Source organism: Gammaproteobacteria bacterium (genome assembly GCA_015709615.1).
Classification (GTDB): Bacteria; Pseudomonadota; Gammaproteobacteria; order Burkholderiales; family Nitrosomonadaceae; genus Nitrosomonas.
Genome location: CP054179.1, coordinates 1681850 through 1700691, shown reverse-complemented (window position 1 = coordinate 1700691; position 18842 = coordinate 1681850). Strand labels below are relative to the sequence as shown.

General features: G+C 47.8%; 19 protein-coding genes and 2 tRNA genes. 12 read left to right on the top strand and 9 right to left on the bottom strand.

Going from position 1 to position 18842, the window contains the following annotated elements:
- The first annotated feature begins 118 nt into the window (after positions 1-118).
- The 4 genes from HRU77_08265 to HRU77_08250 all read left to right on the top strand — a co-directional run bounded on the left by HRU77_08265 (position 119) and on the right by HRU77_08250 (position 2909).
- Entirely contained in the window at positions 119-478 is a 360-nt protein-coding gene (locus tag HRU77_08265; GenBank protein QOJ20689.1) for a hypothetical protein, read from the top strand.
- Complete coding sequence (locus HRU77_08260) at positions 478-1209, top strand: conjugal transfer protein TraL (protein QOJ20688.1); 732 nt, start codon at positions 478-480, stop codon at positions 1207-1209. The genes HRU77_08265 and HRU77_08260 overlap by 1 nt, the downstream gene beginning before the upstream one ends.
- Positions 1206-1634 (top strand): conjugal transfer protein TraM, encoded by a 429-nt coding sequence (locus tag HRU77_08255; protein QOJ20687.1) that lies wholly within the window; start codon positions 1206-1208, stop codon positions 1632-1634. The genes HRU77_08260 and HRU77_08255 overlap by 4 nt, the downstream gene beginning before the upstream one ends.
- A gap of 237 nt (positions 1635-1871) precedes the next feature.
- Positions 1872-2909, top strand: a complete 1038-nt coding sequence (locus HRU77_08250) for a site-specific integrase (protein ID QOJ20686.1) — start codon at positions 1872-1874, stop codon at positions 2907-2909.
- A gap of 13 nt (positions 2910-2922) precedes the next feature.
- Here the strand turns inward: HRU77_08250 and HRU77_08245 are convergent.
- The 8 genes from HRU77_08245 to HRU77_08210 all read right to left on the bottom strand — a co-directional run bounded on the left by HRU77_08245 (position 2923) and on the right by HRU77_08210 (position 10844).
- Positions 2923-2999, bottom strand: a tRNA-Ile gene (locus HRU77_08245).
- Between the two features lie 5 nt (positions 3000-3004).
- Positions 3005-5278, bottom strand: a complete 2274-nt coding sequence (gene rpoD, locus HRU77_08240) for an RNA polymerase sigma factor RpoD (protein QOJ20685.1) — start codon at positions 5276-5278, stop codon at positions 3005-3007.
- Positions 5279-5366: 88 nt separating this feature from the next.
- Positions 5367-7169, bottom strand: a complete 1803-nt coding sequence (locus tag HRU77_08235) for a DNA primase (protein ID QOJ20684.1) — start codon at positions 7167-7169, stop codon at positions 5367-5369.
- A gap of 95 nt (positions 7170-7264) precedes the next feature.
- The gene (locus HRU77_08230; protein ID QOJ20683.1) at positions 7265-7711 is read right to left on the bottom strand and encodes a GatB/YqeY domain-containing protein; all 447 of its coding nucleotides are present in this window, start codon (positions 7709-7711) and stop codon (positions 7265-7267) included.
- A gap of 89 nt (positions 7712-7800) precedes the next feature.
- Complete coding sequence (locus HRU77_08225; GenBank protein ID QOJ20682.1) at positions 7801-8013, bottom strand: 30S ribosomal protein S21; 213 nt, start codon at positions 8011-8013, stop codon at positions 7801-7803.
- Between the two features lie 346 nt (positions 8014-8359).
- Positions 8360-9241, bottom strand: coding sequence for a ribosome small subunit-dependent GTPase A (gene rsgA, locus HRU77_08220; GenBank protein ID QOJ22107.1), 882 nt, complete (start codon positions 9239-9241; stop codon positions 8360-8362).
- Between the two features lie 8 nt (positions 9242-9249).
- Positions 9250-9591 (bottom strand): 4a-hydroxytetrahydrobiopterin dehydratase, encoded by a 342-nt coding sequence (locus tag HRU77_08215; GenBank protein QOJ20681.1) that lies wholly within the window; start codon positions 9589-9591, stop codon positions 9250-9252.
- On the bottom strand, positions 9588-10844 hold the full coding sequence (locus HRU77_08210; GenBank protein QOJ20680.1) for a M48 family metallopeptidase: 1257 nt from the start codon (positions 10842-10844) through the stop codon (positions 9588-9590). The genes HRU77_08215 and HRU77_08210 overlap by 4 nt, the downstream gene beginning before the upstream one ends.
- Before the next feature lie 145 nt (positions 10845-10989).
- On the opposite strand from HRU77_08210, the gene orn reads away from it, so the two are divergent.
- Both orn and HRU77_08200 read left to right on the top strand, forming a co-directional pair.
- A complete protein-coding gene (gene orn, locus HRU77_08205; protein ID QOJ20679.1) occupies positions 10990-11535 on the top strand; it encodes an oligoribonuclease in 546 nt (181 codons plus the stop codon).
- A gap of 133 nt (positions 11536-11668) precedes the next feature.
- Positions 11669-12061: an EF-hand domain-containing protein gene (locus HRU77_08200; protein ID QOJ20678.1), complete on the top strand. Its 393-nt coding sequence runs from the start codon at positions 11669-11671 to the stop codon at positions 12059-12061.
- A 111-nt stretch (positions 12062-12172) separates the two neighbouring features.
- Here HRU77_08200 and HRU77_08195 read toward each other — a convergent pair whose 3' ends face one another.
- Positions 12173-13573 (bottom strand): insulinase family protein, encoded by a 1401-nt coding sequence (locus tag HRU77_08195; GenBank protein QOJ20677.1) that lies wholly within the window; start codon positions 13571-13573, stop codon positions 12173-12175.
- Positions 13574-13656: 83 nt separating this feature from the next.
- On the opposite strand from HRU77_08195, the gene ftsY reads away from it, so the two are divergent.
- The 6 genes from ftsY to HRU77_08165 all read left to right on the top strand — a co-directional run bounded on the left by ftsY (position 13657) and on the right by HRU77_08165 (position 18823).
- Positions 13657-14712: a signal recognition particle-docking protein FtsY gene (gene ftsY / locus HRU77_08190; GenBank protein QOJ20676.1), complete on the top strand. Its 1056-nt coding sequence runs from the start codon at positions 13657-13659 to the stop codon at positions 14710-14712.
- 11 nt (positions 14713-14723) lie between these two features.
- Positions 14724-15377 carry a cell division ATP-binding protein FtsE gene (ftsE, locus tag HRU77_08185; GenBank protein QOJ20675.1) on the top strand — a complete coding sequence of 218 codons (654 nt, stop codon included), beginning with the start codon at positions 14724-14726 and terminating at the stop codon, positions 15375-15377.
- Positions 15374-16285, top strand: coding sequence for an ABC transporter permease (locus HRU77_08180; GenBank protein QOJ20674.1), 912 nt, complete (start codon positions 15374-15376; stop codon positions 16283-16285). The genes ftsE and HRU77_08180 overlap by 4 nt, the downstream gene beginning before the upstream one ends.
- 117 nt (positions 16286-16402) lie before the next feature.
- A complete protein-coding gene (rpoH, locus tag HRU77_08175; GenBank protein QOJ20673.1) occupies positions 16403-17248 on the top strand; it encodes an RNA polymerase sigma factor RpoH in 846 nt (281 codons plus the stop codon).
- Between the two features lie 72 nt (positions 17249-17320).
- Positions 17321-17413: transfer RNA gene (locus HRU77_08170), tRNA-Ser, on the top strand.
- A 198-nt stretch (positions 17414-17611) separates the two neighbouring features.
- Complete coding sequence (locus HRU77_08165; protein QOJ20672.1) at positions 17612-18823, top strand: tyrosine-type recombinase/integrase; 1212 nt, start codon at positions 17612-17614, stop codon at positions 18821-18823.
- The last annotated feature ends 19 nt before the right edge of the window (positions 18824-18842 follow it).

Genomic DNA, 18842 nt, shown 5'->3' with positions numbered 1-18842 from the left:
GAAGCTTCATTCAACTAAATAACAGTCACTTGGAAACAAAAAAAAGGATAAGCAATTAAGAGAAACTGAAAGCAACAAAAAGAAACAAAAAATAATTCAAAAGAAATTCAAGAACTGTTTGGACGCCAAGATAAATATTTTTGTAAAAATTGTGATGACTAAATCCTTATCAGATCGAATCGCACTTTATGCGGATAAAAACAAAAGTACCGGTAAGCAATTTTTACCGGCATTCATTGCGTTGAAACCGGAAATTGAACAAGCATTAAAGGATGGATGGACGATTCGCCAGATCTGGAACATTTTGCACCAGGAAGAAAAAATCACATGTTCTTATCAATGGTTCAGGACTTTGGTCAATCGACATATTGGCAAGGACAGAAAGCAGCATCCGCGCATTGATCAAGGAAAGTCAGCTGGGAATGCTCATGAAGGATTTCGTTTTAATTCTGCAACTGAAAAAGAGGAGTTGGTCTGATGGCTAAAATACATATGATTTTGCAAGGGAAGGGCGGAGTAGGGAAGTCGTTCATATCATCCACGCTAGCACAACATAAGTTTGCCAAAGGGGGCAATCCATTATGCATTGATACAGATCCAGTGAATGCCACTTTTTATGGATTTAAAAAACTCAATGTTAAGCAGATTAATGTGATGAACAATGATGAGATTGATCCGAGAAAGTTTGATGACTTAATTGAATTGATCGCCAAAGCTGAAAATGACGTCATTATTGATAATGGTGCCAGCACCTTTGTATCGATGTCACATTACCTCATCAGCAATCAGATACCCGCCTTACTTCTGGATATGGGGCATGAATTGGTTGTGCATACTGTCATCACCGGTAGTCAGGCTTTACTGGATACACTCAATGGCTTTGTGCATTTGATTAAACAGTTTCCGAAAGAAGCGCTGTTTGTTGTCTGGTTAAATCCCTATTGGGGAGAAATCACCATGAATGGCAAGCAGTTTGAAGAAATGAAAGCTTATGTGGATAACAAAGCGCGAGTATCCGCCATCATCCGAATCCCGTACTACAAGCCTGAGACTTTCGGCAAAGATTTAAGTGAGATTCTGCAATCAAAATTCACGTTTGATGAAGCATTAAAGAATAGCACTTTACCGGTGATGGTACGCCAACGATTAACGATTATCCGCAGGCAGCTCTTCACCAGCATTGAAAATGTAGCTGCGGTTTTAACATGAATAATAACAAATTAGATGCGCTCATTGAAAGAGTAGCGTCGGAACATGGGATTGTTCTATCACAAGATGATCCGGTACTCATGATGCACACGCTCAACGAAGTATTGCTGGAACAAAACGAAAAAGCCCATGCTGAGCTGCTAAGCGATTACCAGGCGATATTGGAAGAAAACTTTAATCGGTGGTGTGAATATTCGACCAAAAAATCCAATGCCATCATCAGCGCATCCATGAGTAACGCGCAATTAACACGAGACCAATTTCTGGAAAGCTGTATTCAGCTGATCGATGAAAAGATAAAAAGTGGAGTGGATCAGGAAATTTATGATCTAGCCAGAATTTCCAGACAAGCGGCCATCATCAATTTGCTGGCATCAACCTTAATCTTGGTTTCAGTTGTAATCATATTTTTGATTTTGTTATAGCAAGGTTTTCTAAAAATAAGTTGGATAGTACATGAGAACATTAAATTTAAGTGAAGCTGCCCAATTCTTGAAATTGCACCCTGAAGAAGTGCGCCGTCGCGCTAAAGCGGGGATTATACCTGGTGCAAAACTAGGGAAACGGTGGGCATTTATTGAAGATGATCTTGCTGATCACATTCGCTCGTTATATGCTTGCACTCGGCAAGCGTTGCAAGTGGGACATGAGGAGAAACAATTATGTCACTCTGTAAACGTGGTAAGACGTGGTGGATTAGTTTCACCACACCAAGCGGCGAGCGAGTTAGATGCTCTGCTGCAACTGAAGATAAAACCCAGGCGCAAGAATTCCACGATAAGTTGAAAGCGGAATCCTGGCGAGTTGCAAGACTGGGGAATAAGCCAAAGCGGACTTGGGATGAGGCGGCATGCAAGTTTTTGTTAGAAACACAGCACAAAGCGACGCATGAACGTGACAAGGAGAAATTACGATGGCTACAGCAGTTTTTACGTAAAAAGCTATTGAATGAGATTGATCGGATGCTGATAGATCATATTGCACATACCAAGGCCAAAGAAACTAGCCCATCAACTGCTAATCGGCATTTAGCGCTGATACGGGCAATTTTGCGCAAGGCATGCTATGACTGGGAGTGGACTGACAAGGTTCCGAAAATTAGATTATTTCCGGAACCTAAACACCGAGTACGTTGGTTAACTCCTGAGCAGGTGAAAATGCTTCTTAAGGAATTACCCGCTCATCAACAGGATATGGTGATTTTTGCTTTATCAACTGGATTAAGACAATCAAACGTAATTAACTTGGAATGGAGCCAAATTGATCTGGAACGCAAGGCTGCATGGGTTCATCCTGATCAGGCAAAAGCAAGAAAGGCAATCCATGTGCCGCTAAATTCAATAGCTTTGGCTGTTCTATTTCGGCAAAGTGGCAAGCATCCAAGCAGAGTATTTACTTATAAAGGTCGCTCAATTTCTTGGGCAAATACCAGCGCATGGAGAAATGCTTTGAAACGGGCCGGAATAGATAATTTCAGATGGCATGACCTGCGCCATACATGGGCAAGTTGGTTAGCCCAACAAGGTGCGCCCATGAATGTGTTACAGGAGCTTGGAGGCTGGGAATCGGAAGAGATGGTCAGGCGGTATGCTCACCTATCAAAACCCCAACTTTTACAGCATGCCGAACTGGTTTCAAATGTCTTTATTGGCACAAATTTGACACACCCTAAGAAAAAAGAGGCTAGAGAAACACTCTAACCTCTTGATTTATTGGTGGGTCTGGCTGGACTCGAACCAGCGACCAAGGGATTATGAGTCCCCTGCTCTAACCGACTGAGCTACAGACCCAAATTCTAATTATTCCCGGTATCCAAAAAGCTGCGTAAGCGTTCGGAGCGAGCCGGATGACGCAATTTGCGTAATGCCTTGGCTTCAATTTGACGGATGCGTTCGCGGGTGACGTCGAATTGCTTACCGACTTCCTCCAAAGTGTGATCGGTATTCATCTCAATACCGAAACGCATACGCAGCACTTTGGCTTCGCGTGGTGTTAAGGAATCTAATATGTCCTTGGTGACACCACGCAAGCTGGCATAAACTGCGGCATCGGCAGGCGCCATCGTGGTTGCGTCTTCAATGAAGTCGCCCAAATGTGAATCCTCATCGTCGCCAATCGGGGTTTCCATCGAGATGGGTTCTTTGGAGATTTTAAGAATTTTGCGAATTTTTTCTTCAGGCATTTCCATTTTTTGAGCCAGCACTGCGGGTTCCGGTTCTTGCCCAGTTTCTTGCAGGATCTGACGTGAAATACGATTCATTTTATTGATCGTTTCGATCATGTGAACCGGAATTCTGATAGTTCTTGCTTGATCGGCAATTGAGCGGGTTATGGCTTGACGTATCCACCATGTGGCATAGGTAGAAAATTTGTAACCGCGCCGGTATTCAAATTTATCAACCGCTTTCATGAGGCCGATGTTGCCTTCCTGAATCAAGTCAAGAAACTGCAGCCCACGGTTGGTATACTTCTTGGCAATGGAAATCACCAAACGTAAATTGGCCTCGGTCATCTCACGCTTGGCTCGGCGTGCTTTCGCTTCACCCGTCGACATTTTGCGATTGATTTCTTTCAAATCTTTGATCGGAATACCTACTTTATTTTTGAGCTCCAGCAAATTCTGCTGTTCTTCCAGAATGGCTGGCTTGTAGTGCTCAAGTGCCGGGCTGTATGGTTTAGCAGCGGCAATTTCTTGCACTACCCAATCAAGATTGGTTTCATTTCCGGGGAATGTTTTAATGAAATGATTACGTGGCATTTTTGCCTTGGATACACAGAGATCCATGATCTTGCGTTCATAGTTACGCACATCGTTCACTAATTCCCGTTGCGTATCACAGAGTTTCTCCACCATTTTTGCCGAGAAACGAATGCCCATTAATTCGGCTGAAATTTTGTCCTGAAATTCAATATATCCTTGATGATAGGGGCCTTCTTTCTCAAGCAAGTTTTGCATCTCGCAATATATTTCACGGATAATTGCAAAACGCTCCAGAGCATCTGCTTTCAGTTTTAACAAATCCGCGCTGGCAATTGCTGAGCCGTCGCCCTCTTCGTCTTCGTCGTCATCGCCGAGGTCACCGGAAGCTAACTCTTGCTCTAAGGATTCTTCAGAAAATTCTTCATTCGTTATTTCTTGCGCATTGGCATCCAGCAATCCATCAACAACCTCATCAATGCGCAAAATGTCTTTTTCAACTTCCGATGCCAGATCGACAATTTTTGCAATGATCGGAGGACAGGCTGAAATAGCTTGAATCATATGGCGCAGACCGCCTTCAATGCGCTTCGCGATTTCAATTTCACTCTCGCGCGTCAGCAGGCCAACCGAGCCCATCTCGCGCATATACATACGGACGGGATCCGTGGTCCGGCCAAATTCGGAATCTACCGTAGAAAGCGCCGCTTCAGCTTCTTCCGCCACATCTTCGTCAGCTACGGTTGTCGCTGCATCGGACATCAGCAATGTTTCCGCATCCGGTGCCTCGTCGTGCACGGAAATGCCCATATCATTGATCATGCTGATGATGCCTTCGATTTGCTCCGCATCCAGCATGTCATCCGGCAGATGGTCATTGATTTCGGCGTAAGTCAGGTAGCCGCGTTCTTTGCCTAATCCGATCAGTATTTTCAGGCGCATGCGCCGTGCTTCGAGGTCCTGCGGCTGTGGATTGCCGCTTTCTATAACAGAGACGGACTCTATTTCGTCGATGGAGTCCAGACCGGCAGCAGCTTTATTTTTTTTGGCGGTTCTGCCGCGCGCCTTTTTGCCTTCGTTGAACTCTGCATCACTTGAGCTTAGTATTGCTTGAGAGATTTCCGCTGCGCTGCGTGCCGATTTAGCTGATACTTCTGTTATTTCAACCGTATCGGCTGTTTCTGTGCCAGCAATTTTCTCATTGGTTTTTTTACTGGTTGCTTTAATATTTTTTTCAGTTTTAGCTGTTAATTTTTTAGATTCTTTTTTTTCTACCATTTCACTGTCGGTACTATTTATTATCTGCGCTGTTGATTCTTTAATAATTTTTTGATCTATATCTTTTGATTCGACCGCTTTTTTCTTTGGCATATTGGATTCCCAATAATATGGATAAATTAAAAGCTGAAAGACCTGGATTATAGCAAAATTCGGTATGCCTGACACCTCATAACCGATTTCATCGCAAGGCCAATCGCTGCAGTTCTCGTTTCTCTTCATCAGTCAACAGATTCAAAGGCTTGCTGTGCAGCTCAGCCATGCGTTTCTGGTACTGCATTTGTTGTAGTTTTTTTAGCGTATCCAGAAACTCGAGTTCTAGATCAACCGGATTGTTCCATTCCAATGTCTCGCTTTCGATGTTCTCCAATAGCGTTCGATACTGATTATCTTGCAAGCAAGCGGCTATTGAGAATGCCGATTCATTTTCAATTAAGTGTGGATGCGTATCTAAAAAGACTACCAACGTTTTGAGTGCAGCGACTTCTTCATTTTTTTCGCTCCATTCGACAAGTAATTTGCGGTCAAGTTTAGCGATATGACTCGGGTCATACAATAAAATCCGAATCAACCGGCGATAGAGTGTAATGCTTTGTCTTCTTGGATCTTTTTCTGTTTTATGAGTTCCTGAAGTACGCTTTATTTGCAATAGTTCGCTTAATTCTTCTTGGTCAACCCCGCTTAATTCCGCCAAGCGCCTTGTGAGAATTAATGAAAGCGCTGGTGCCGTGACTTGTTGTAGCAGCGGTTTTGCTGCGTTTATCAATTTGGCGCGGCCTTCGCCGGTTTGAAGGTTCGCCTCCGAACATAATTCCTTGAATAGAAACTCCGACAGCGGCAGCGTATGTTTAAGCTGCTGTTCGAATGATTCTTTGCCGAATTGATTGATATAGCTATCCGGATCTGCGCCTTCGGGTAAAAAAAGAAAGCTCAGGTACTTACCATCGGATAGCAACGCCAGGCTATTTTCAAGTGCGCGCCAGGCTGCTTTTCTGCCGGCTTTGTCGCCGTCAAAACAGAAAATGATGTTATCCGTCTGGCGCAAAAGCTTTTGGATATGAAAGCTTGTTGTCGCCGTGCCCAAGGCTGCAACGACATTGTCAATCCCGCGCTGCGCAAGCGCGATGACATCCATATAACCTTCAACGACAATGACGTAATTTGCTGCGCGGATGGCGCGGCGCGCGGAAAAAAAATTGTATAGTTCGCGCCCCTTTTCAAACAAAACCGTTTCGGGAGAATTCAAATATTTGGGTTCTTCTTGTCCTAATACGCGCCCGCCAAAACCAATGATCCGGCCTTTTTGATCGAGGATCGGAAACATGATCCGGTCTCTGAAACGATCATACTGCTTGGCTTCGTCGTCACTGATGATCAGTCCTGCTTGCATCAGTATTTTTCGTGTTTTCTCGGATTTATAATCAGTAAAAACGGCTTCGAGATTTTGCCAGCCGGGGGGGGCATAACCAATACCGAAGCGCGCTGCTATTTGGCCGGATAAACCCCGTTTTTTGAGATAAGCGATAGCCTTGTCTGAAGCTTTCAATTGCTCGCGGTAATAGCGGGTAGCTGCCTGTAAAGCGTTTAATAGCGCTTGCGGTGATACGTCAGAATTATTGCTACCCGCAATTTTTTGATCACGTGAGGAGCTATCAGCAGTAGTTTGGTCAGAAAAAGTGCCGGCTTGTTGCTCTGGAGCCGGTAACTGCATGCCGGCATAAGCCGCCAGGTCTTCCACTGCCTCGACAAAACTTAGCCCGCTATATTCGATCAAGAAGCTGATTGCATTGCCGTGAGCGCCGCAACCAAAACAATGGTAAAACTGTTTGGATTGGCTGACTGTGAACGATGGGGTTTTTTCGCTGTGAAAGGGACAACAGGCGACAAAATTGGCTCCGGCCTTTTTGAGAGGAACGTGACGATCAATCGCATCCACAATATCAATGCGATTGAGCAAATCGTGAATAAAAGATTGCGGAATCATTTACCGGAAGCTATTCATTTACAATCAGCTTCAAGTATAAATAAACTGCAATTTTTATGGTTTATTTTAGAGAGAATCTGGCGCGCTGCTGAATATCAGCCTGCTATTCTGGTTTTGATAAGCGTCGACACTTTCGCCATATCAGCGCGTCCGGCAATCTTAGGCTTCAGTATGCTCATCACTTTGCCCATATCTTGCATGCCAGCAGCTTTGGTTTCCGAAATTGCTTCCGTTATCAAATGCTCGATTTCCGAATCACTCAATGCTTGCGGCATGTAGGCGCTTAAAATGGAAACTTCTTCTTTCTCGCTATTGGCAAGATCCAATCGCTGCGCTGCTTCATACTGAGTAATCGAATCTTTTCGTTGCTTGAGCATCTTTTCGATTACCGCGACGATGGCTGAATCATCAAGCGTTATGCGCTCGTCCACCTCGCGTTGTTTGATAGCAGCTTGCAGCAACCGGATGGTATCCCGCTGTTTGGCGTTGCCGGTGCGCATCGCCATTTTCATATCATCAGTGATTCTTTGTTTCAAGCTCATAATGAATAGATGGAACTAATTGATTATCAACTCATCGCTTTTCAATGAATTCAGCAGGAAAAAGAACCGGTGCCAATTAATATAATGACTTAATAAAGCTTAGGCGGCAATAATTGACTGCGCAGGCGTTTGTAATTCCGTTTTACAGCAGCCGCCAGCTTGCGTTTGCGTTCCGCAGTCGGTTTTTCATAAAACTCGCGCGCGCGCAATTCAGTCAATATTCCTGTTTTCTCGATTGAGCGCTTAAAGCGGCGCATAGCAACTTCGAACGGCTCATTTTCCTTAACTTTAATCGTCGTCATAAATAGGCAAATTCCTCAATTAATTACAATATATTGTATCTATAACTTTTTACTAAACAGCAAGACACAACAAAAGGCGGGAATTATAACACCAAGAAAATCATTCTAAAAGAATTAGTTTTAAGCAATGCCCAATGCGAATCTTGGTCGTGGTGCCGGTCATGGTGTGCGCCGGATCGCTTTGATCATCTACCTCAATCAATCCTTACCATGGCGCTGATGCTTCGATTGCTTGCATATACCATTTCTTCATCGTTCGCTTCGGCTTGTTCACATCATCAGCAGCACCAAAAATCATCTGTTTCATGGATTATCGCGCCCGAGGATGAATACAACTTAAATCATTTTATTGCAATAGCTTCTGATAAAAAGCTAGCCGCTTGGAATGAATTTTCCCTTGTTCCACCGCGGCCAGCACGGCGCAACCGGGTTCTTTGAGATGACGGCAGTTGCTGAATTTGCATTGGCCGAAGTAGGGATGAAATTCGAGAAATCCCCACGCCAGGTTTTCTTCTTTGATATGGCTCAAGCCGAATTCCTGGAAGCCGGGGGAGTCGATGATGGCGCCGTTTTCATCGAGATGGTAGAGCTGCGAGTGAGTGGTGGTGTGCGTGCCGGAATCAAGTGCTGCCGATATTTCTGCAGTGGCGCGATTGGCTTGCGGAATCAGAGTGTTGAGCAGCGTGGATTTGCCCATGCCGGATTGCCCTGCCAATACACTCAAGTGGCTTTTCAGGTAAGGACGAAGCGCGGAGACATCCTGCAGCGCGCTGAGCTGCAGGATGTGATAGCCAAGGCTTGCATATAGCGAGAGTGTATCCAGTGCCGCCCGGGTGGGTTCGATCAGGTCGGTTTTATTCAGCACAATCAATACCTCGATATTTTCGCTCTCGGCAGCAACCAGGCAGCGGTTGATCAGCTCTTCGCTAAAACTCGGAACGGCCGCAACCACGATAATGATTTGCGTCACGTTGGCAGCGATGATTTTTTCTTTGAAAGCGTCACTACGGTACAGCAGCGATGTACGCGGCTGGATCTTTTCGATCACCCCCTGTCCGGCGGTGGTGAACTGGTAATCAACTCGATCGCCGCAGGCAACACCGCCTTTCTTGCCGCGCATGACGCAGGAAATGATTTCACCTGTTTCAGTCTCAACCGAATAGTGCCTGCCGAAAGCGGCAACCACCCGTCCAGTTGATGATGCTTCCCGGCGTTCTGAATTTTGCAGGCGATTACTCAAATGGCAAACAGCTTGTCGATTTTAGCCGCGCAGATGAAATCGTTCTCGGACAAGCCGCCGATGGCATGCGTGGTGTACGTCACCACGCACTGGTTGTAACCAACCAGCATATCGGGATGATGATCCTCGCGGTGCGAAACCCACGCCACCGCATTCACAAACGCCATGGTTTGATAATAGTTTTTGAAAGCGTAGGTTTTGCTGATTTGTTTGCCTTGCAGTTGCCAGTCTTCGATTTGCCGCAGGTATGTGTCGACTTCTGCGCCGGAAAGCGGCGGTACGCCGCCTTCGCATGGCTTGCATTGCTTGGATGTCAAATCGCACACGGAAGTGTTCATGCTTGCCCCTGACTTTGTAAGTGCGCCACACGGATCGACGCGGGCGGATGTGAATCGTAAAAAGCCGAATGCAGGGGATCCGGTGTCAGCGTTGCCGCGTTGTCCTGATACAGCTTGACCAGCGCGCGCACCAGATCGTCGGCGGAAGAATTTTGCGCTGCATAGGCATCGGCTTCAAACTCGTGCTTGCGTGAATAAAGACTGGAAATCGGATGCAGCAGGAAAGTAAATACCGGCATCACCAGGAAAAACAGCAGCAATGCCATTGCTGTTGACGGCACGGCTGCAACGTTCACGCCCAGACCTTGGTAAAACCAGCTTTGCTGCATCAAATAACCCAGCAACCATAAAAATGCCAAACTCATCGCAAACGATACCACGATGCGCTTGATGACATGGCGATGCTTGAAATGCCCCAGTTCATGCGCCAGCACCGCTTCGATTTCGCTTGGATTGAGCCGCGCCAGTAGCGTATCGAAAAAAACGATGCGCTTGGTTTTGCCGAAACCGGTGAAATACGCATTGCCGTGATTGCTGCGGCGCGATCCATCCATGACGAACAAGCCGCTGGCTTTAAAACCGCACTTGCTCATCAATTGCTCAATGCGCGTTTTAAGCGTGGCGTCTTCCAGTGGGGTAAATTTGTTAAACAGCGGTGCGATCCAGGTTGGGAAAATTGCCAGGACGAACAAATTGAACGCGATCCAAGCAAACCACGCGTATAGCCACCAGCTTTCGCCCATTTTTTCCATCAGCCACAGCACACAAAACAGTAGCGGAGCGCCCAGCAACAAACCGAGCGCGGCTTGCTTGACCAGATCGGCGAAAAACATCGCGGGTGTCATTTTATTGAAACCGTATTGCTCTTCGATTACAAACGTGCGGTAGTAGCTCAACGGCAGTTCGGCCAAGCTCATCAGCAAAAATGCACTGATGATCAGCGCCATGCCATGCAGCAAAGGATCGTTCAGCCAGCCGGCCCAAAAAACGCTCAAGGCACTCAAACCGCCGCCCAGTGTAAAGGCCAGCAATAACACGACATGCAGCAAAATGCCCGGATAACCCGCGCGCGTTTTGGCGCAGGTATAATCCGCGGCCTTGCGGTGATCGTTCAAACTGATCTGGCCGGAAAATTCTTCCGGCACTCTGTCTTGATGCGCACGTACATAGCGGATATGCCGCACGGCCAGCCAGATCTGGGTTGCCGTCGTGAGCAGCAGTGCAATCAGAAAAATCAATGTAAATGTTTGCATAATCAATTATCTTGAGTTTGAAAGTTTAAATTCACGTGGCACATTAAGTGATCGTCACAAAATAAACCGCATTTGTTTAAAAGTGACGGACTAACGGCGATATGACACAATTAAGCGCATTACATTCAAAAAAATCGAAACCATTATGGCACAAGATAACAATAACCTCATCTGGGTCGATATGGAAATGACCGGACTCAATCCCGATACCGACCGCATCATTGAAGTTGCTTTGGTTATCACTGATTCGCAGCTCAATACCATAGCCGAAGGTCCGGTTCTGGTTGTGCACCAGCCGGATGAGGTGCTGAACGGTATGGATAAATGGAATCAATCGACGCATTCCAAATCCGGCCTGATCGGCAAGGTGAAAGCCTCGCGCAATAGCGAAGCGGAAGTGGAGGCGCAATTAATCGAGTTCTTGAAACTGCATGTGCCGCCCGGCGCATCGCCGATGTGCGGCAATTCCATCTGCCAGGACCGGCGCTTCATGGTGCGCACGATGCCGCAATTGGAAGCCTATTTTCATTATCGCAACCTTGATGTCAGCACTTTGAAGGAACTGGTCAAGCGCTGGAAACCGGAGATAGTCAACGGACTGACGAAAGAAAGCAAGCATGAGGCATTGGCGGATATTTATGATTCCATCAATGAATTGAAGTATTACCGTCAGCACTTTATCGTTGCTTGAAACAACGATAAGTACCATGCTTCGGGAAATGTTGCCATTACCTGCCGAACTTTCCAAGCGGGGTCGTTTCTAAAAGCCGGAAAGGAAATTTTGATCTTTCGTTCACAACCATCCCACACTTAGGAGAAACAAGATGAGCCTTAAAAGAAATGCGCTTTCTATGACTGTTGTAACGGTTTTCTTACTCTCAGGAAGCGCAATAACAGCGATGGCCGCCGATGCCACACAAGGCGGACATCAGCATCAAAGCGGACACGCATCCGGTCATAGTCATGGGGATGCGAAATCCGGCGATCAGCACGGCTCTCACGGTCACGAATGCGAACACATGGCGTCCGTCGATACGAACAAGGATGGCAAAATCAGCAAGGAAGAGTTCTTGAAGCATCATGAAGCCATGTTTGACAAAAAAGATGTCAATAAGGACGGTTTTATCGATCAATCGGAAATGCATCGCATGATGGATCGTATGTGTAAACACGGCGATGATGGGCATACCCATACCCATGACGGCACGAAAAAATAAAGGTGTTTAGAAAGTCAATAATTTTCGGTTTCACGCTGACAGCCGCTCGGCTTTTCGCTAATTTCCAATGCGTCTGTCAGCATTCTGATATTTCCACTCGATTTAACCGGCTCAGTGTCTTAAACCGCTCGGCGCTTTCACCGGTGTTTTTTGTTCCAGCGGCTGCGGATCCAGTACGGCCACCGTCAGGCTGTCGTCGTTGAAATATTTTTTCGCTACGTCGCGTATTTGCGCTGCGGTAACTGCTTTTAACTTTTCCAGGATGACATCGATGTCGCGGTAAGATAGCCCGGTGCTCTCCAGCCTGCCCAGTTGCATCGCCTGGGAAAAAATGGAATCGCGCTGATACACATGGCCGGCGATAACTTGCGCTTTGACTCGCGACAGTTCTTCCTCGGTAACGCCGTCTTTGACGATTTTTTCAATTTCTTTTCGCAGTGCTTGCTCCAGTTCGGTGATCGTTTTGCCGGCACGCGGCACCGCGCTCAGAAAGAACATGCTTGGGCCGCGTGCTATCGCGCTATAACCGGCATTGGCCGAATTGGCGACCTGGCTTTCCCGTACCAGATTTTTGTTCAGTCTGGCCGATGCATGGCCATCCAGTACGCCTTCCAATATTTCTAGCGCATACGGCTCCCAGTCTTCCATGATGTTTTTAATGGTGGGCGTATGATAGCCCATCATGAGGTAGGGCAACTCTGCCGGCGCTTTGACGATGATGCGTTTGGTGCCGGTTTGCGGCGGTTCGGTTTGGGGTTTGCGGGCGTTGATCGGCAATAAAGTATGTTTAGGAATAGTGCCGTAGTTTTTTTGTGCCAGTCTGAATACTTCATTGGTATCGACATCACCGACAATAACCAAAATTGCGTTATTGGGCGCGTACCAGCGGTCATACCATTCACGCGCATCTGCAACCGTCATATTCTCCAGATCGTTCATCCAGCCGATGATGGGATTTTTGTACGGGTGCGATTGATACGCGACCGCCATCATTTTTTCATACAGTAAGGAACGTGCCTGATCTTCGGTGCGCAACCGCCGTTCTTCCATCACCACTTTGATTTCTTTCGCAAACTCTTCCTCGGTCAGAATCAGGTTGCGCATCCGGTCGGCTTCCAGTTCCATCGCCATCGGCAGATGGTCTTTATGCAGTTGTTGGTAATAGGCGGTGTAATCGTAACTGGTAAAAGCGTTTTCCCGTCCACCCGCGGCTGCGATCCGCTTGGAAAATTCTCCGCCCGGAACTTTCTCCGTACCTTTGAACATCATATGCTCCAGCACATGCGCCACGCCGGTAGCGCCGTTGACCTCATCGATGCTGCCCGCTTTGTACCAGATTTGCGTCACCACGACCGGTGAGCGGTGATCCTGCTTAACAATCAATCTCAGGCCATTATCGAGCAAATATTCATGCGGATTGGCAGTCGCCGGAGATGAAATCAGCACGGCTGCGGCAAACAATGCGGAAAATGAGAAAAGGCGAAGCAACGTAAAACAATCATCAGGTTTCATTTTTACCAACCAAAATGTAAGTAAACAGAATAAAATTAGACTTTGAGAATTTTCGATGTATATCAGTAGAAGAGCCTACCAGAATGTTCAGTTTTTTTAAATCCAAAAAGGATCCCGCGGAATCCGCAGGAACACCGGTTTCACTCGACGCCGATGCACAAGCCGAAGCTGAAGTCGAAGTCGAAGCCGAAGCCAAACCGGAAGAGCCGATAAGCTTTGCCGCCAAACTCAAGCTGGGACTGGCGCGCACCCGGCAGAATCTGAGCAAACAGCTGTCGGGTTTGTTCGGCGGCGGCAAAATCGACGAGGCGTTGTATGAAGAATTGGAGACCGTTTTACTGACCTCCGACATCGGTGTGAGCGCCACGCAGCAGTTGCTTGAAAATCTCCGCAAACAGGTCAAACGCGACGCCTTAACCGACTCGGCGCAATTGAAAGAAGCGCTGAAAGAGCTGCTCGCCGCCATGCTGGAGCCGCTGGTGCAGCCGTTGGATACCACGACGCACAAACCGTTTGTCATCATGATCACCGGCGTCAATGGCGTGGGGAAAACCACGTCGATCGGTAAACTGGCCAAATATTTTCAAGGACAAGGCAAATCGGTATTGCTGGCTGCCGGCGACACTTTCCGCGCGGCGGCACGCGAGCAATTGATCGCCTGGGGGGAACGCAACAACGTCACGGTCATCGCCCCGGATAACGATCCGGACAAAAAAAGCGATCCCGCAGCGGTGATTTTTGATGCAGTCAATTCGGCCAAGGCGCGTGGCATCGATATCGTACTGGCGGATACCGCCGGACGGTTGACAACGCAACTGCATTTGATGGAAGAAATCAAGAAGGTAAAACGCGTCATTACCAAAGCCATGCCCGATGCGCCACACGAAGTGCTACTGGTGCTCGATGCCAATACGGGGCAAAATGCCATCGCGCAAGTGAAAGCGTTTGATGAGGCGCTGGATGTTACCGGCCTGATCTTGACCAAGCTGGATGGAACCGCCAAGGGCGGTGTGGTGGCTGCGATTGCCGGGCAATATCCGGAAAATCCCCCGGCATTGCGCTTTATCGGCGTCGGTGAGGGGGTGGATGACTTACGGCCGTTTGATGCCAGACAGTTTGTTGATGCGCTGTTTGATTGAACGTCACTGATATGATCACTTTCAAGAATGTCTCGAAACGCTATCCCGACGGCTATGTGGCGCTGAATAACGTTGATTTGTCAGTAGCATCCGGCGAAATGGTGTTTCTGACTGGTCACTCGGGCGCGGGTAAAAGCACGTTATTGAAACTCATAGCGGCGATCGAACGGCCGACTTCCGGTGTCATCACGATCAGCGGGCAGAATATCGCCCAGCTCAAACCGGCGGCTATTCCGTATCTGCGCCGCAAAATCGGCTTCATCTTTCAGGATCACAAGTTGCTGTTCGATCGCACTGTATTCGATAATGTCTTGCTGCCGCTGCAAATCAGCAATTTCGATCACAATACGGTGGCTGCCCGTGTCCGTGCCGCATTGGATAAAGTGGGTCTGTTAAAAAAAGAAAAAGCCATGCCGATTGCGTTATCGGGCGGAGAAAGACAGCGGCTCTGCATTGCACGCGCGGTGGTTCATCGTCCGGCTATTCTGATCGCCGATGAGCCGACCGGCAATCTGGACGTGGAATACGCCCGGGATATCATGGCTTTGTTTACGTCGTTCAATCAGGTGGGCGTGACGGTGTTGATCGCAACGCATGATGCTTCGCTATTGGAAGATACGCAGCATCGCATTCTGTCACTGAAACAAGGAAAACTGGCGGCATGATACGCGCATGGCTGACACAACATGGGTTTGTATTTTTTCTCACGCTCAAACGGCTGATTGCAACACCGCTCACAAGCTTGCTCAGCATTATCGTAATGGGGATTGCGCTCAGCCTGCCGGCAGGCATTTATGTACTGATGCAAAACCTGCAAGCTTTTTCCGGGCAAACGGCGGGTTCTCCGCAGATGAGTTTGTTTCTTAAGCTGGATACGACGCAGGATAGTATCGAAAAAGTCAATCAGCGCCTGGAAGAAAACCCGCAAATCCTGACCATTCAGTTTATTCCGAAAGATGCTGCACTGCAGCAGTTGCAACAAAGCACCGGACTTACCGATATCGCTGCAAGTCTGGCGCGCAACCCGCTGCCGGATGCCTTTGTTATCCATACCCAGGAAAACACCACTGAAGCTCTGGAACAGTTGCGCTTGGCCTTGCAAGACTGGTCGGAAATCGAACATGTGCAATTCGATTCCGCTTGGATCGAGCACTTGAACGCATTACTCGAGCTCGGGCGCTTTGCCGTGCTGATGCTGGCAACGCTGTTGAGCATCGCGATTATCGCGATCATGTTCAACACCATTCGCCTGCAAATTCTCACCAAGCGGGATGAAATCGAATTATCCAAACTCATCGGCGCGACCGACAGCTTTATCCGGCGGCCCTTCCTTTATTTCGGCGCACTGCAAGGATTGGCGGGAGGCGCTACGGCATGGCTTATCATGGCGCTGGCCATTCGTACCTTCAATGAACGACTCGTTGTGCTGTCACAACTTTACGCCATTGATTTGCAGTTGCAGCCTCTTACTACGGCAGACAGTATTAGTTTGCTGCTGTTTTCCGGCTGGCTGGGGTGGCTGGGCGCGCGTATCTCGGTTGCGAGCCATCTTTGGCAGATCGAACCTAAATAAGCAGAATCCCCATAGCGAACTTTCCAAATATTTGGCACTCTCATTGTGGGAGTGCTAGAATACTGCCAGTTTGAAAGATAAAAACTGGGCGAAAATCTTAATCAGGAGATTATTACAATGACGAATGCTTTGACACTGCCTTCAATGGGTGGAAGTTTAGAAAGTTATATTCAGTCTGCTAATTCTTTCCCCATTCTTTCCCAAGAAGAAGAAAGCAGCTTGGCGCGGCGCCTGTGGAATCATGGCGATATCGAGGCTGCGCAACAACTGATTCTGTCGCATTTACGGTTTGTGGTCGCAATAGCGCGCGGTTACAAGGGATATGGTCTTCCGCAAGCTGACTTGATCCAGGAAGGCAATATCGGTCTGATGAAAGCGGTCAAGCGTTTTGACCCTGAGCGTGGTGTACGTTTGGTGTCCTTTGCCGTGCACTGGATCAAAGCGGAAATTCATGAATTCATCATGCGTAACTGGCGTTTGGTTAAAATAGCCACCACCAAGCAACAGCGCAAACTGTTCTTCAACTTGCGTAGCATGAAACAAGGACTGGATACGATGAATCCGCAGGAAGTGGATGCGATGGCCGCGCAATTGGGTGTCAAGTCCGAGGAAGTGGTCGAAATGGAAAAACGCTTCAATGGCTCGGATATTGCATTGGAGCCCGTATCGGATGAAGAAGATGAAACATTCAGTCCGATCAGTTACCTGACTAATGGCGAAGAACCGTCGCAAATCCTGGAGAACGAACAAATCGCGCATTTACGCGAGAAAGGATTGCAGCAATCGCTCGCATGCCTGGACGATCGCAGCCGCCATATCATTGAAGCTCGCTGGTTAAGGGAAAAAGATACGGCAACACTGCATGATCTTGCTGATGAATTGGGCGTATCCGCAGAGCGTGTCCGTCAAATTGAAGCCAAGGCACTGCAAAAAATGCGTGCTGCCTTGACAGTCGCCGCATAAAGCATGTGAAGTTATAATTTGTAATGCCCATTTGACTTTGAGTCAGTCAAATGGGTGTATTATTTTAAAGTCGGAGAGGTACCGAAGCGGTCATAACGGCGCTGACTCGAAATCAGATGGTCAGGGTAACCTGGCACATGGGTTCGAATCCCATCCTCTCCGCCAAAGATGCGCCAATTAACACCCAGTAATGCCAACAAGACCCGCGTAAATGTTAAGTTTAGCGGGTTTTTTGTTAATCGTAGGCAACCATGTGAAATGTGAGTAACACACCGAATTTGTGTGTAACTTTGTGAGTAACTATAATACTCATAAAAAGGTTACTCACATTTTTGCGCAATCCAATAGGATAAAGGCACTCACATGAAACTGACCGATTCAATCATCAAAGCGGCAAAGCCCAAAGAAAAGGATTATTCACTAGCAGACGGGCACGGACTGGCTTTACTGGTGAAAACTTCTGGCGCGAAATGGTGGCGGTATCGATACCGTTTTAATGACACACCCAAAATGCTTTCAATCGGCGTATATCCTGACGTTTCACTAAAAGAAGCACGCAATCAACACGCACGCCTGAAAGAACTGCTGGCGCAAGGCATAGACCCTTCAGAAAACCGCAAGGAAGAAAAACAGCAGGCAGCCATTGCAGCCGCCAATAGTTTTGAATCGGTAGCCCGGCTTTGGTGGAATCACTGGAAGCATGACAAGACTGGACGCCACGCCGGTTACACGATCCGGCGGCTGGAAGCGGACGCATTCCCGGCCATTGGTCATAAACCCGTGAATGAAATCACCGCAGCCCAGTTCATAGCGATGGTGCGCAAGGTTGAATCACGTGGTGCGCTGGATATTGCCAAGCGTGTATTGACGATGTGCGGGCAGGTTATGCGCTATGCCGTGGCGCATGGGTTGGCAGAACGTAATCCGGCGGCTGATATAAAACCTTCCGATGTACTGAAGCCCGCCAAGAAAACCAATCACAAGCGGTTGAGCGAGAGAGAATTACCTGAATTGCTGCGCAATATCGATGGTTATGACGGGCAACCACTCACCCGCCTTGCATTGCAGCTTATGGCGTTAACGTTTGTTCGCACGGGTGAACTGATTGGCGCACAATGGAATGAAATCGACCTGATCAAGAAAGAATGGCGCATACCAGCCGAACGCATGAAGATGAAAACCCCGCACATCGTACCCTTGAGCAACCAGGCAATAACGGTACTGGAAGAAATCCACAAACTGGCGGCTGATGACGTGTTGTTATTCCCAAGCGAACGCAGAGACGGCAAGACCATGAGCAATAACACGATTCTTTACGCACTCTACCGGTTGGGGTATCACGGCCGCATGACCGGCCACGGATTCCGGGGGGTAGCTTCAACGATCCTTCACGAACAAGGATTCAATCATGACCATATCGAATTGCAGCTTGCACATACACAACGCGATGCAGTAAGCGCGGCATACAACCATGCGCTGTACCTTGAACCAAGGGCACACATGATGCAGGCATGGGCGGATTATCTGGATAAGCTGAAAGCCGGAGCAGAGGTGATACCGTTTAAGGCTGCATAAATTTAACAGCACTTGTTCA